At 64.3% G+C, this 13,185-nt stretch carries 13 protein-coding genes; 9 read left to right on the top strand and 4 right to left on the bottom strand.

Features of this window, described 5'->3' with window-relative positions; all coding sequences use genetic code 11:
• Positions 1-103: 103 nt before the first annotated feature.
• Genes RBB42_RS07105 through RBB42_RS07090 form a run of 4 tightly spaced genes read left to right on the top strand, consistent with a single transcriptional unit; the run spans position 104 to position 3,899 of the window.
• Entirely contained in the window at positions 104-1,336 is a 1,233-nt protein-coding gene (locus tag RBB42_RS07105) for a cytochrome P450 (RefSeq protein WP_305969199.1), read from the top strand.
• A 13-nt stretch (positions 1,337-1,349) separates the two neighbouring features.
• Positions 1,350-2,384 carry an NADH:ubiquinone reductase (Na(+)-transporting) subunit F gene (locus RBB42_RS07100; protein WP_305969200.1) on the top strand — a complete coding sequence of 345 codons (1,035 nt, stop codon included), beginning with the start codon at positions 1,350-1,352 and terminating at the stop codon, positions 2,382-2,384.
• Positions 2,385-2,397: 13 nt separating this feature from the next.
• Positions 2,398-2,694, top strand: coding sequence for an EthD family reductase (locus RBB42_RS07095; RefSeq protein ID WP_305969201.1), 297 nt, complete (start codon positions 2,398-2,400; stop codon positions 2,692-2,694).
• Positions 2,694-3,899, top strand: a complete 1,206-nt coding sequence (locus RBB42_RS07090) for a muconate cycloisomerase family protein (RefSeq protein WP_305969202.1) — start codon at positions 2,694-2,696, stop codon at positions 3,897-3,899. The genes RBB42_RS07095 and RBB42_RS07090 overlap by 1 nt, the downstream gene beginning before the upstream one ends.
• A gap of 4 nt (positions 3,900-3,903) precedes the next feature.
• On the opposite strand, the gene RBB42_RS07085 is transcribed toward RBB42_RS07090, so the two are convergent.
• Positions 3,904-4,794: a LysR family transcriptional regulator gene (locus RBB42_RS07085; protein WP_305969203.1), complete on the bottom strand. Its 891-nt coding sequence runs from the start codon at positions 4,792-4,794 to the stop codon at positions 3,904-3,906.
• 109 nt (positions 4,795-4,903) lie between these two features.
• Positions 4,904-5,779, bottom strand: coding sequence for a dioxygenase family protein (locus tag RBB42_RS07080; protein ID WP_305969204.1), 876 nt, complete (start codon positions 5,777-5,779; stop codon positions 4,904-4,906).
• A 189-nt stretch (positions 5,780-5,968) separates the two neighbouring features.
• Between RBB42_RS07080 and RBB42_RS07075 the strand changes: the two genes are divergently transcribed.
• From RBB42_RS07075 to RBB42_RS07065, 3 genes are read left to right on the top strand one after another with little or no spacing between them, the layout of a single operon-like run.
• Positions 5,969-6,349, top strand: a complete 381-nt coding sequence (locus tag RBB42_RS07075) for a hypothetical protein (protein WP_305969205.1) — start codon at positions 5,969-5,971, stop codon at positions 6,347-6,349.
• The gene (locus RBB42_RS07070; protein ID WP_305969206.1) at positions 6,346-7,182 is read left to right on the top strand and encodes an alpha/beta fold hydrolase; all 837 of its coding nucleotides are present in this window, start codon (positions 6,346-6,348) and stop codon (positions 7,180-7,182) included. The genes RBB42_RS07075 and RBB42_RS07070 overlap by 4 nt, the downstream gene beginning before the upstream one ends.
• Positions 7,179-8,018 (top strand): 3-oxoadipate:acetyl-CoA acetyltransferase, encoded by an 840-nt coding sequence (locus tag RBB42_RS07065; RefSeq protein WP_305969207.1) that lies wholly within the window; start codon positions 7,179-7,181, stop codon positions 8,016-8,018. Before RBB42_RS07070 ends, RBB42_RS07065 begins: the two co-directional genes overlap by 4 nt.
• 544 nt (positions 8,019-8,562) lie before the next feature.
• On the opposite strand, the gene RBB42_RS07060 is transcribed toward RBB42_RS07065, so the two are convergent.
• Positions 8,563-9,150 carry an MlaC/ttg2D family ABC transporter substrate-binding protein gene (locus tag RBB42_RS07060; RefSeq protein ID WP_305969208.1) on the bottom strand — a complete coding sequence of 196 codons (588 nt, stop codon included), beginning with the start codon at positions 9,148-9,150 and terminating at the stop codon, positions 8,563-8,565.
• A 13-nt stretch (positions 9,151-9,163) separates the two neighbouring features.
• A complete protein-coding gene (locus tag RBB42_RS07055; protein ID WP_305969209.1) occupies positions 9,164-9,910 on the bottom strand; it encodes an MlaA family lipoprotein in 747 nt (248 codons plus the stop codon).
• Positions 9,911-10,106: 196 nt separating this feature from the next.
• Between RBB42_RS07055 and RBB42_RS07050 the strand changes: the two genes are divergently transcribed.
• Both RBB42_RS07050 and RBB42_RS07045 read left to right on the top strand, forming a co-directional pair.
• The gene (locus tag RBB42_RS07050; RefSeq protein WP_305969210.1) at positions 10,107-11,837 is read left to right on the top strand and encodes a type I secretion system permease/ATPase; all 1,731 of its coding nucleotides are present in this window, start codon (positions 10,107-10,109) and stop codon (positions 11,835-11,837) included.
• Positions 11,834-13,138, top strand: a complete 1,305-nt coding sequence (locus tag RBB42_RS07045; protein WP_305969211.1) for an HlyD family type I secretion periplasmic adaptor subunit — start codon at positions 11,834-11,836, stop codon at positions 13,136-13,138. Before RBB42_RS07050 ends, RBB42_RS07045 begins: the two co-directional genes overlap by 4 nt.
• The last annotated feature ends 47 nt before the right edge of the window (positions 13,139-13,185 follow it).

The raw sequence follows: 13,185 nt of genomic DNA, 5'->3' as shown, positions 1-13,185 counted from the left end.
CAACGGGTTTTGACGCCCGGGAGGATGCAACTTTACCCTCGTTCGATCGACCGGGCATGTGCCGACGGATGTTGCGAGGGGGCGCGGAGGAGGCGCTGACGCGATGGATGGCAACACGCAGATACCGAACGTTCCGGACTGGATCGCCGAGATCACAGTGCCCGAGCTGGAGCGCGACCCTTACCCGATCTACGAGCGACTGCGCAAAGAGGCACCGGTCGCCTTCATCCCTGCCCTGGGGCTGCACGTCGCCTCCACCAAGGAAGCGTGCCGTGAAATCGCAAGCGACGGCGACAACTGGCACGGCTTCATCTCGCCCGCTGGCGGGCGCACCTTCGGGCACCCCAACGTGCTGAACGTCAACGGCGCCGAACACAAGGAGTTGCGGTGCATGGTCGACCCGGCCCTGCAGCCGGCGGAAGTCGATCGCTATGTCGAGGACCTGGTTCGCCCGATCGCCCGCCGCTACGTCGAGGCGATCGAAGACAAGGGCGCGGCCGACCTTGTGGAGACCTTTTGCGAGCCGGTCAGCGTGCGATCTCTGGGCGACCTTCTGGGCCTGCAATCGGTCAGCTCGGACAAGCTGCGCGAATGGTTTCACAAATTGAGCGTATCGTTCACCAACGCCGCCGTGGACGACAAGGGCGAGTGGGCCAACCCCGAGGGGTTCACCCCCGGCGACGAGGCCCGCGCCGAGATCCGCGAGGTCGTCGATCCGCTGCTCGACCACTGGGAAAAGCACCCCGACGACAGCGCCCTGTCGCATTGGCTGCATGATGGCATGCCCGAGGGCAAGACCCGCGACCGCGAACGCATCTATCCGACGCTGTTCGTGTTCCTGCTCGGCGCAATGCAGGAGCCTGGGCACGCCATGGCCTCGACCATTGCCGGGCTCTGGACGCGGCCCGACCAGTACGACCGGGTGATCGACGACCCCGCACTGATCCGCCGGGCCATCGGCGAAAGCCTTCGCTGGACCTCGCCGATCTGGTCGGCCGTGGCGCGGCAGAACCAGCGCGACACGACCGTCGCGGGCACGTTCCTGCCTGCGGGATCCGTGGTGATGCTCTCCTACGGGTCGGCCAACCATGACGTGAACGACTACAATGCGCCGTCGGATTTCGACATGGACCGCCCGCCGGTCCCGCATATCGCTTTCGGCGCCGGGCCGCATGCCTGCGCAGGCACCTACTTCGCCTCAGAGGTCTGCCGGATTGGCCTGGAAGAGCTGTTCGAAGTGATCCCGAACCTTGAGCGCGACCTCAGCCACGAGATCGACTTCTGGGGTTGGGGTTTCCGCGGCCCGAAGGAACTGCACGCGACCTGGGAAGTGTGAGGAGGACGGACCGATGGCATTCGACGTTAAACTGAAGAGCCTGGGCAAGACCGCCCGGGCGGAGCCGGATCAACCGCTGCTCGACGCCTTCCTTCGTGACGGCGTCTGGCTGCCACACAATTGCACCCAAGGCACCTGCGGCAGCTGCAAGTGCCGCGTGGAATCGGGGGAGTTCGACCACGGCAACGCGCCGCTGTCGACCCTGACTGAGGAAGAGCGCGCGCAGGGGCTGCTGCTGGGCTGTCAGGCCCGCGCGAAAAGCGACATGGTGATCGAACCGATCACCGCCGTCGAGGACGACGTCGTTCATCACCCGTTGCGCGACGTGGCAGGCCGGATCGCGGTGCTGGAGGATATTGCCCGCGACACGCGCCGGCTGGTGATCGAATTGGACGACGACATGACCTTCCTCGCCGGGCAATATGCCGAAATCAAGGTGCCCGGCACCTCTGCATGGCGGCAATATTCCATGGCCAACCCGCCATCCGAGACCCGGCGGTTGGAGTTCCACCTCAAGCGCACCGAGGGCGGTATTGCCACCGATCAGTGGTTGTTTCGCAGGGCTGCCGTGGGCGATCGCGTCGAACTGAAGGGGCCCTTGGGCAATTTCGGCCTGTTCCGCCCGCAGGACGACCCGGCCATCCTGATCGCAGGGGGCACCGGCCTCGCGCCAATGAAATCAATCGTGCAGCATGCCCTGGCCGAAGGGCTGATCCCCGAGATCTGGCTTTACCATGGCGGGCGCGGCGCGGCAGACCTCTACGACGGCGAGTTTTTCGAAGCGTTGGCTGACAGGCATCCGAATTTTCACTACCGCCCCTGCCTGTCCGAAGACACCTGGGACGGGCGCTGCGGGATGGTGACGGATTGCGTCCTGGAGGACTTCAAGAGCTGCAAGGGCATGTCGGCCTACCTCTGCGGCCCGCCCGCCATGGTGCAGGCCGCGGGCAAGGCACTGAAACGTCGCCGCATGCCTCCGCGCCGGACCTTCAAAGAGGAATTCACCACCGCCGAACATGCCGACGCGCCACTGGCAAAGGCCGGCTGAGGAGGAAGCGATCATGCACACCCTGATGGTGCTTTACGGACAGCCCGAGGACCCGGCCCATTTTCGTCGCTACTATGAGGAAACGCACCTGCCGCTGGCGCAGGCACTGCCCGGTGCGCAGAATCTGCGGTATTCTCTCGACCTGTCCGGTCCCGATGGGCCCGGCGCCTATGCCGCCAAGTTCGAGGCCGATTTCGACAGCGCCGATGCCATGGGCGCGGCATTGAATTCGGACGCGGGCGAAAGGGCCAAGGCCGATACCACGAACTTTGCTACCGGCGGGCTGGAGATCCTGCATTATCCGTCCTGATGGACGCGTATCTCAGGCCCTCGGGGCGACGCCGTGAACAACTCAGAACAAGGATACTCCCCTTGATCACGATTGACCGCATAGAAACCACATTGATCGACCTGCCCACGATCCGCGGGCATGTCCTGTCCATGACCACGATGATGGTGCAGTCGGTGGTGCTGGTGCGCATACGCTTTTCGGACGGATCCGTCGGGCTGGGCGAAGGCACGTCAATCGGGGGAATGAGCTACGGCCCGGAAAGCCCGGAGAGCATCAGACTGGCGATCGACACCTACATTGCGCCTGCTCTCCAAGGCTGTGATGCAGACCGGATAATCGCGGCGACCGAGATCATGCAGAGGACCGTCAAGGGAAACCCGATCGCGCGCTGCGCGGTCGAAACAGCCCTGTGGGACGGTCTGGCGCGGCGGCTCGGCGTGTCGGTCGCGCAATTGTTCGGCGGGCCGGTCCGCGACGCCATGCCCGTGGCCTGGACGCTCGCCTCGGGCAATTCCGAGACCGACATCGTCGAGGCGCAGGACATGCTGGAGCGTCGGCGGCACAACATCTTCAAACTGAAGATCGGCAAGCGTGCGGTTCGTGACGATGTCGCCCATGTCGGCGCAATTCGTGCTGCGCTTGGCGATGCGGTGTCACTGCGGGTCGATGTGAACCAGGCGTGGTCTCTCGACGATGCGCGATGGGGCCTGCGCGGCCTGCAGGAGATCGGTGTCGAACTCGTTGAGCAACCGATCGATGCGCGTCACCTCTCCGGACTCAAGCGGCTGACAAAGGGCTACGAGATCCGCGTCATGGCCGACGAAGCCCTCCAGGGGCCGGAAGACGCGATGCTCGTTGCATCCGGAGGGGCCGCCGACGTGTTTGCGGTGAAGATCGCCCAGTCAGGCGGCATGAAACGCGCCGCGGAAGTCGCGTCCATCGCGCAGGCTACCGGTATCGGGCTCTATGCCGGAACGATGCTGGAAGCCGGTGTAGGAACGGCAGCGGCGCTTCAGCTGTTTTCGACCGTCCCGACTTTGCAATGGGGCTCCGAGCTGTTCGGACCCTTGCTGCTGCGGCACGAGATCCTCGCCGATCCGATCCGGTATTCCGAATTTGCGGTGCATGTGCCTGAGGGCCCCGGCCTTGGTATCGAGCTGGACCCCGACCGTATCGCAGAGTTCCGTCGGGATCGCGGTCCCCGGGTCCACGCAGCGGGCTGACGCTTCAGAAGGTCTTGCGCGCGACGCTCTGCGCGATCCTGACGAACGCCTGCACATGCTGGCCCTGTTCATCGACGCGGTGATTGAGCGACAGCGCCGTGTCGCCAATGCTTGGCTCGATGATGCAGTAACGGAGGCCATTGCGGGCCGCGCTGCCGACCGAGGCGGGGACAATACAGATCCCCTCGCCGATGGCAACGAGGCTCAGCGCGGTTTGCAAGTCCATCGTGAAGATTCGGTTAGTGATCTCCAGCCCTTGCGCGGCACAGCCATCGAGCACCAGGTCCGCATAGGACGGACGCGGATATTCGGGGTAGAGGATCACGGCGTGCGGCGCGATCTCTTCAAGGCTGATCGTCTGCGATAATCGTGTGGTCAGCGTGTCGGGCACGGCGGCGATCAGGGCCTCGGTCTGCAGGTGCCGCGTGACGAATTCCGCATCACCCAGTTCCGGCCGGGCAAAGGCGATATCGATCTCGCGCTGGACCAGCGACCGATGCAGCTGCGCATTGTTCATCGGCGAGAGCGTCAGGCTCACCTCGGGAAAGTGCGCCCGGTAAGACTTGATGATGTTGGGCAAGATGCCGTAGGTCGACGATCCCACGAAGCCGATCCTGAGCCGCCCCTCGGCCCCTTGGCCGAGCCGCCGGATCTCGAGCCGCAGGTCGTCGAGATCGGCGATCAGTGCGCGGCCACGCTTCAGCAGGCGTTCTCCGGCCTGGGTCAGGCTGACGGCCCGTCGGCCGCGGTTGAAAAGGATCGCGCCCAGGTCGTCCTCGAGCTGCTTGATCTGGCGAGACAGAGGCGGCTGCGCCATGTCCAGCCGCTCGGCGGCGCGGCCGAAATGCAATTCTTCGGCGACGGCGACGAAATAGCCAAGCTGTTTCAAGTTCATGTCTTTCCTCCCCCGACATCCTTTGCCGCTCCGCGGCAAAAAAGGAAGCCTCCGGGCGGACCCGGAGGCATCACATCGCCAGGCCGGAAACCCGGCCCGACAGGGAAGATCATTCCGCCGCGATGCGGTCCGTGGCGCTTTCACGGGCCAGCACGAAGTCGAAATCCACGTGCAGGTCCGTATTCAGTTCGGGCGCGGCTTTGCGGAATTCGCCCACCAGGCTCTCCTTGACCGCAAAGACGCTGTCATTGTCGAGATAGGGCGAAGTGCTGTCGTAGATCTGGCTGATCAGCGGACGGTATCCGTCCTTCGAAATGATGAAGTGCATGTGACCTGGGCGCATCGGGTGGTGCCCCATGTAGCGCAAGAGCTCGCCCGCGGTCTCGTTGTCGGGGATCGGATAGTCGACCGGGCGCAACGCGCGGAAGGCATAGTGCCCGTTCTCATCGGTCTCGAAGCGGCCGCGCAGGTTGAAATCGGGCTGATCCGGGTCGTGGTTTTCATAAAGTCCGTTGGGCGCATCCTCCCACACGTCGATTATGGCACCGGCCAGCGGCGAGCCGTCCGCGTCGCGGATATGGCCTTCGAAATAGACGGTTTCCTGATCCGGGTAATCCTTCAGAACGGTCGACGCGCCCTTCGGCAGGACCGGCGGGTTTTCGCGGTAGAAGGGCCCCAGTACTGTGGACTCGCTCTCGTTGCCGCTGACCGGGTTCGACAGCATGTCGACCAGCACTTCGACCCCCAGGATATCCCCCAGCAGGATGAACTCCTGCCGACCGCCGTCGCAGACCGCTCCGGCGCGGGCGAGGTACTGGCAGGCGCCGATGAACTCGTGGTGTTGCAGCTTCACGTCCTTACAGAAACCGTGCAGGTGCTTGACCAGCGAGGTCATGATCTCGCGCTGGCGGGCGTCGATCTCGCCGTTCTCTCCCAGAGCGGCTGTGACAACTTCGGTGATATTTTCGATGGTGACCTTGGACATCGGCGTTTCCTCCTCAAGCAACGCGGTTCGTGGGCTGCCCCGATCCTTCACCGAACGCTGCAGTGCGCCAATAGAGCGGGAGGTATCGCTTGATACCTTCGCGATGGTATCAAGCGATACCCCGCGCGTCATTGTGCAACAGGCCCTGTGCGCACAGCTTGCCCCGCAGATAGCCAAGAGGGGGTGAGAGTGCAGAGGTTTCTGGACGTGATGGAGGCGCGACTGGTCGCGCGCCCGGATCTGGCGCGGCTGGGCCGGTTATTCTCTGAGACGGTGCTGCTGCGGATCGGCGACGACGAGTTCTACCTGGAGTTCGACCGTGGCACGCTGGCCCGGATCCGGCGCGGCCCGTCGAAAAAGGTCCCCTATCGCGTAGGCCTGCTGACCGACGCCGACGCCATGGCACGCTTCTGGCAGCCGTTGCCAGAGCCGGGCTTTCACGACCTCTTCGGGCTGGTCAAGATCGGCCGCGCCGAAATCGTGGGCGACATCCTCGTGCTGGTGAAGAATCTGCGTTTCCTAAAAGAGGTTCTGGCCCTGCCGCGCGGCCAGGTGGAGGGCGCGGCATGAGCATCGAACAGATCACCGGACGCTATGCCCACGTCGAGATCGCCGGACGTCGCCATCGCATCTACTTTGAGGAAGCCGGAGAAGGCCGCCCGGTGCTGTGTCTGCACACCGCCGGGGCCCACACCGGCCAATGGCGGCACCTAATGAACGATGCAGACGTGACGGGTGCAAACAGGCTGATCGCCTTCGACATGCCCTGGCACGGCAAATCCCTGCCGCCCGACGGCTTCCAGACTGAAGAGTACCTGCTAACGACAGAGGGGTACATCGACACCGTTCTGGCGATGGTCGATGCACTGGGACTCGACCGGCCCATTCTTGCGGGCTGCTCCATGGGCGGGCGCATCGCGCTGCAACTGGCAGCGCTGCATCCCGAGCGGTTTTCGGGGTTCATCGCCATCGAGGCATCGGATTTCCAGCCCGCCTGGTATGACATCGATTGGTTCGACCGCCCCGACGCCCACGGCGGCGAAATGGGGGCAGCGCTGGTGTCCACCAACATCTCGCCTCATGCGCCACTTGCCGATCGCTGGGCGACGCTGTGGATGTTCATGGCCAGCGGCCCGGGCGTGTTCCGCGGTGATCTGAGCTTCTACACGCAGGACGATAGCCTCGTCGGGCGGCTCGGTCAGATCGACACCACGCGCACGCCGGTGCATTTTTTGGTAGGGGCCTATGACCTGACCTGCACGCCCGAGGACGCGCGGCGCACGGCAGACGCCATAGCCGGTGCAACACTGTCGGTTATGGATGAACTCGGTCATTTCCCAATGAGCGAACACCCCGAGGGCTTCCGCCCCTTCTTCGTAGAAGCGTTGGAGCGGATGCCATGACAACGCCGGCCATCATCTGTGTTGCGATCACGGGCTCAGTTCCGACCAAGGCGGACAACCCCGCAGTACCAATCACCATCGCGGAACAGGTCGAAAGCACCCATGCTGCTTTCGAGGCCGGGGCGAGCATCGCGCATTGTCACGTCCGCGACCACGACGGCACCCCGACCTCGGATCCCGAGCGGTTCGCCCGTTTGAAGGAGGGTATCGAGCGGCATTGCCCCGGCATGATCGTCCAGCTTTCGACCGGAGGGCGTTCGGGCGCAGGACGGACGCGGGGCGCCATGTTGCCGCTTCGGCCCGACATGGCATCGCTGTCCGTGGGCTCCAACAACTTCCCGACGCGCGTTTACGAAAACCCGCCGGACCTGGTGGACTGGCTGGCGGGCGAGATGAAGGCCTACGGCGTCATCCCCGAGATCGAGGCCTTCGATCTGTCGCACATCTACCAGGCGCGCCGCCTTCGCGACCGCGGGCTCTTGCCAGCCAAACCGTATGTCCAGTTCGTAATGGGGGTCCGGAACGCCATGCCCGCAGATCGCCGTGTCTTCGATTTCTACGTCGAGACTCTAAAGACGCTGTTCGGGCCCGAGGCACAGTGGTGCGCCGCAGGAATCGGGCGACACCAGATCGAGTTGAACCACTGGGCTGCCGCGGCCGGCGGGCACCTACGCACCGGGCTCGAGGACAACATCCGCCTTGACCGCGAAACCCTCGCGCCATCGAATGCAGCGCTTGTTTCCATTGCAGCAGAGATAGTTCACTCGCATGGACGTCGTGTGGCCACGGTAGAGGAAGCGAGAGAACAGCTCGGACTTACATTGGTTGGCGCGTAAGCGCGAACGACCCGCAGTCTGTTTGGGGCATCTGGCTCCCGCGCAGATCGGTCCACGACGCTGCGCCCGAGGCCCAAATGGTGGCCAGTCACATGAAGACCGTGAACCACTGCGTCTTGAGCCGGGCCGATCTGCACGCCTTCGGTAAGACCAATGGCATGACCGAGCGCCTGTCCATCCCGTCAGATGACGCCGTGCTGGAGTTCTGATAACGAGGGGGGCTGAAGATCGGCCTTGGCACACAGTGTCTGCTTAGGCGTTCAAGAAGCGTTTTTTGCACGTGCGGCGAAGGTCTGCTGTCCGCCCTTCAACCAAACGTCTCGCAAGCGCGGCACGGATCGAGCCGTTGCAGCGAATGGCAGGAAGGTCCCGCATAGCCGACATTCATCGCAACCATTCCCCAAAGTTTTCTTCGGGAGATGGTTTCTTGTCATCGGGCTGTCCGGAACGGCTCTCGGTTCCGCACTGCATCAATTGATGCAAAGGGCCGGCCCCTTGGGGACCGGCCCGTTGTCATTTCGTGGGCAAGACGCGTGGGCGCGGGTCAGCCAGCCCGACGCAGGTCGGCGATCAGCTGGTCGATGTTGCCACGGCGGGCATCCAGCATGGCGCCGATCTCTTCCTTTTCGGACAGCAGCATGTCGGCGCCTTCCACGAACAGGTTGTAGAAGCGGTTCGAGTTCGAGACCCGGAAGGCGGTTTCCAGCGTCTTGGACCCGCTCATGTGGGCCACGCAGCGCACCTCGTAGCCGCGGCTGATCGCATGGACCGACTGCACCTCGATGCGCCCGCCCTGGAACTCGCGGAACCGCTTGCCGTACTTGCGCGCGATGTAGCCGGTGAAGGCATCGGTAAAGGCCTTGCGCTGCGCGTTGCTGGCGCGGCGCGCGGCAACGCCCAGCACGTTGGCGGCGATCAGGGGCGTGTCGCCGTATTTCTTGAAGATCCGCTCGAAGTCGCGATACATCGACGCCCCGGATTTGCCCGAGGCGATGACCGCGTTGATCTCGTTCACGAGGTTGTGCACGAGGTTCGCCGCCTGCTGGCCGGTCAGGGCAAGGGCGGGCATGGCGGGCATCGCGGCCAGGGCCGCGCCCGCCGCGATGAAATGGCGACGGTTGAGATGGGTCATCACGGGACTCCTCTTAGAAACCTTCTGTATCGACGGCGAAGGGATCAAAATCGCCCCCCGGTGCCTCTTCGCCGAGCTCGTAACGGCGCTGTTGCAGGTAGATCAACCGCAGCTGGGTATAGCTGTCGGCACTGTCGTAGAGGACCGAATCGACCGTGCCGCCGAACTGGCTGCGCTCGCCGAACTTGTCGATGGCCTTGGCGACGGTCCCGGCATATCGATCTGGAGTCGGAACGACATATTTCAATGGATCGGTGAAAAGGTCGACGATGTCACCGGCGGTATCCCGCTCGGTCGACGGGCCCAGCAGGGGCACCTCGAGGTAGGCGCCCTCCGGCACGCCCCAGACCGCCAGCGTTTCGCCGAAATCGGTCTCGTCCGGCTTGAGGCCCCATTCGTTGGCCACGTCGAACAAGCCGCCGATTCCGATGGTGGCGTTCAGCGTGAAACGCATGGTGTTGCTGGTCGCCCGCAACAGGCGGCCCTGCATCAACTGGTTGACCACGGTCTGCGGCAGCGACACCGTGTCGGCGAAACTCGAAACGCGATCCTGCACGAAGGGCGGCACCGTCTCGGCGTAGCCCGGACCGTCTCCGCTGAAAAAGGTCTTGTCGACCTTCTTGTTGAAATCGTGTACCTTGCGGTTCCGCGTCTCGTAGGGGTCGTGGATGCCCCCCGGCGCGACCTCGGGTCCGGGGACGGAACACCCCGCGATGCCCAGAGCGACGGTCAGAACCACGACCGGCCTTAAATTCACCATCAACCCCCAGTCCTCTTCAAATCCCTTGGGAAAGCCTCGCGCCTTCCGTAAAAGGGTAGGTAATTTCATCTCCGCTCGTTCCCAACGAAGGATGCCGGAATCCCCGCCCATGTGGCACAATGGCGACAAGAGGCGGGACAGGGGTTCACTGTCACCGATTCCGGCCCAAGACACAACGAAGGGCTGATACAGGCTTATGAGCATGGCACAGAAAGACACCGGCCGCGAAGAATTGCGGGCAGCCCGCAGGCAAAGCCGGCCATATTACTGGTTTGTCGGCATCTTCAGCTTTTTCGTCAACATGCTGATGCTGACCGGACCGATGTACATGCTGCAGGTCTATGACCGCGTGCTTGGCTCCCGGTCCGAGGCCACGCTGATCGCGCTGTCGGTGCTGGTGGTCTTTCTCTATTCGATGATGGGTCTGCTGGACTACGTCCGGGGCCGAATCATGGGGCGGGTGGCGGCCCGGTTCCAGGCGGCGCTGGACCTGCGGGTCTTCGATGCCGTGCTGCGGCGCGCGGCGGTCCAGAACGATGACCTTGCCCAGACCGGGCTGCGGGACCTGGAATCGATCCAGAGGCTGATGTCCTCACCGGTGCTGATGGCCTTCTTCGACATTCCCTGGACGCCCTTCTTCATCTTCGCGATCTTCATCTTCCACCCCTGGATGGGCATCCTCGCGATCTGCGGCGGCCTGTTCCTGATCGCGGTGACCCTGATCAACCAGACGGTCAGCAAGAACCCGACCCAGAAATCCAACATCGCCGTGATGCAGGCGGAACGCACCTCGGACCAGATCCGGCAGGAGGCGGAGATGGTGCAGGCGCTGGGGATGCGCGGCGATGCCTTCACCCGCTGGATGAAGGCGCGGTCGCAGGCGCTGACGGGACAGATCCATTCGGCCGACCTGACCGGCACCTTCACCACGATCACCAAGACCTTCCGGATGCTGCTGCAGTCGGCGATGCTGGGCCTGGGCGCCTACCTCGTCCTGCAGGGAGAGCTGACGCCGGGCGCGATGATCGCCGGCTCGATCCTGATGGGCCGGGCGCTGGCCCCGATCGAACTGCTGATCGGCCAGTGGGCCCTGGTACAGCGGGCGCGCAAGGGCTGGGACAACCTCGCCCAGCTCCTGACCGAGGTGCCCGAGGCCGGCAAGCCCACCGCCCTGCCGAAACCCAAGGCCAAGCTCGACGTGCAACAGCTGACCGTCGTCGCGCCGGGCGAACAGCAGGCGGCGCTGCGGCTCGTGTCCTTCAACGTCGGTCCGGGGCAGGCTTGCGGCGTGATCGGGCCGTCGGGCGCGGGCAAGTCCACGCTGGCGCGCGCCCTGACCGGGGTCTGGCGTCCCGCGGGCGGCAAGATCCGGCTCGACGGGGCATCACTGGATCAATACGGCGCCGAGACGCTGGGCAAGCACATCGGCTACCTGCCCCAGCGGGTGACATTGTTCGACGGCACCATCGCCGAGAACATCGCCCGCCTGTCGCCCCAGCCCGACGCTGACAAGGTCGTCGAGGCGGCGATGAAGGCCGATGCGCACGACATGATCCTGAAATTGCCGCAAGGCTATGATACAAGGGTTTCGGCTGCCGGCGGGCGGCTGTCGGGCGGCCAGATGCAACGGATCGGGCTGGCCCGGGCGATGTACGGCGACCCGGTTGTGCTGGTGCTGGACGAGCCGAACTCGAACCTCGACAACGAGGGGTCCGAGGCGGTGAACAAGGCGATCAAGACCTTCAAGGAAGAAGGCAAGATCGTGCTGATCATGGCCCACCGCCCGGCCGCCATCAAGGAATGCGACCTGCTCCTGATGCTGGAAAACGGTGGTCGCGCGGCCTTCGGGCCCAAGGAAGAGGTCTTGCAGGCGATGGTCAAGAACCACCAGCAATTGCAGAAAGCCGGACCGGGAGGCGTCAGATGAACCCCGACAAGCAGTTTTCCCTGCGCATGCCGATGATCTTCGGGATCATCGGCCTGTCGATCCTGGTGGGTGGGTTCGGCACCTGGGCGGCGACGACGAACATTTCCGGCGCCATTGTGGCCTCCGGCCAGATCGAGGTCGACCAGAACCGCCAGGTCGTCCAGCATCCCGACGGCGGCGTGGTCGCCAAGATCCTTGTCGACGAGGGCGACACGGTCGAGGAAGGCCAGGTGCTGATCCGGCTGGACCCGACACTGCTGCTGTCGGAACTGGCAATCATCGAGGGCCAGCTCTACGAAATGATGTCGCGCCGCGCGCGACTGCAGGCCGAACGTGACGGCAAGGACGAGATCGTCTTTGCCGAGGAAGTGCTCAAGCGCGCCGAGACCGATCCCGAAGTGGCCGAACTGGTCGAGGGTCAGCGCAATCTCTTTTTCGCCCGCCGCGATTCGGTCGAGGGCGAGATCGGGCAGCTGCGCAAGCGCTCGGAGCAGATCGCCGATCAGGTCGTCGGCATCGTCGCCCAGCAGGAGGCGCTGGACCGGCAGCTGGACCTGATCCAGCAGGAGCTGGTCAACAAGGAAGGGCTGCGGGCACAGGGCCTTGTCCGGCAGCCCGAGATCCTTGCCCTCCAGCGCGAGCAGGCGCGGCTGGCCGGTTCGGTCGGCGAGCTGAAGGCCTCCAAGGCGCAAGCCGAGGGACGCATAACGGAAATCGACATCCAGATCCTCAGCCTGCAGACCAAGCGGCGCGAGGAGGCGATCACCACCCTGCGCGACCTGCAGTTCCGCCAGCGTGAACTGGCCGAGAAACGCCAGGCCATTCTCGAACGGCTCAACCGGCTCGACATCACGGCGCCGGTGGGCGGGGTGATCTACGGGCTGACGATCTTCACCCCGCGCTCTGTCATCCGCCCGGCAGACCCGGTGCTGTTCATCGTGCCGCAGGACCGTCCGCTGGTGATTGCCGCACAGGTCGAACCGATCCACATCGACAAGCTTTTCGTCGACCAGGAAGTGAGCCTGCGCTTTTCCTCGCTGGACCAGCGCGAGACGCCGGAACTGTTCGGCCGGGTCGTGCAGATCTCTGCCGATGCCTTCGAGGACCAGAACTCGCGCGTGCGTTACTACCGGGCCGAAATCGTGCTGAGCGAAGGAGAGATCGACCGCCTGCCCGAGGACGCGGCGCTGATCCCCGGCATGCCGGTCGAGGCCTTCATCCGCACCGAGGACCGCACGCCGCTGGCCTACCTGGTCAAACCCTTCACGGACTATTTCGCCAAGGCCTTCCGCGAGAGCTGAGACCTGCGGCCGGGCGGGTTTCCGACCGGCCCGGTGGCGCGCCGCAG

It is taken from the genome of Mameliella sp. MMSF_3455, from assembly GCF_030733205.1.
In the GTDB taxonomy this organism is placed as follows: Bacteria; Pseudomonadota; Alphaproteobacteria; order Rhodobacterales; family Rhodobacteraceae; genus Antarctobacter.
The sequence above is the reverse complement of the archived record's forward strand: the minus strand, read 5'-3'. Positions and strand labels throughout refer to the sequence as shown.

Coding starts and splice junctions, on each gene's coding strand:
- RBB42_RS07060 (WP_305969208.1), bottom strand. CDS start 9,150: ATGACCCATCTCAACCGTCGCCATTTCATCGCGGCGGGCGCGGCCCTG.
- RBB42_RS07105 (WP_305969199.1), top strand. CDS start 104: ATGGATGGCAACACGCAGATACCGAACGTTCCGGACTGGATCGCCGAG.
- RBB42_RS07050 (WP_305969210.1), top strand. CDS start 10,107: ATGAGCATGGCACAGAAAGACACCGGCCGCGAAGAATTGCGGGCAGCC.
- RBB42_RS07085 (WP_305969203.1), bottom strand. CDS start 4,794: ATGAACTTGAAACAGCTTGGCTATTTCGTCGCCGTCGCCGAAGAATTG.
- RBB42_RS07090 (WP_305969202.1), top strand. CDS start 2,694: ATGGACGCGTATCTCAGGCCCTCGGGGCGACGCCGTGAACAACTCAGA.
- RBB42_RS07070 (WP_305969206.1), top strand. CDS start 6,346: ATGAGCATCGAACAGATCACCGGACGCTATGCCCACGTCGAGATCGCC.
- RBB42_RS07065 (WP_305969207.1), top strand. CDS start 7,179: ATGACAACGCCGGCCATCATCTGTGTTGCGATCACGGGCTCAGTTCCG.
- RBB42_RS07095 (WP_305969201.1), top strand. CDS start 2,398: ATGCACACCCTGATGGTGCTTTACGGACAGCCCGAGGACCCGGCCCAT.
- RBB42_RS07045 (WP_305969211.1), top strand. CDS start 11,834: ATGAACCCCGACAAGCAGTTTTCCCTGCGCATGCCGATGATCTTCGGG.
- RBB42_RS07055 (WP_305969209.1), bottom strand. CDS start 9,910: ATGGTGAATTTAAGGCCGGTCGTGGTTCTGACCGTCGCTCTGGGCATC.
- RBB42_RS07080 (WP_305969204.1), bottom strand. CDS start 5,779: ATGTCCAAGGTCACCATCGAAAATATCACCGAAGTTGTCACAGCCGCT.
- RBB42_RS07100 (WP_305969200.1), top strand. CDS start 1,350: ATGGCATTCGACGTTAAACTGAAGAGCCTGGGCAAGACCGCCCGGGCG.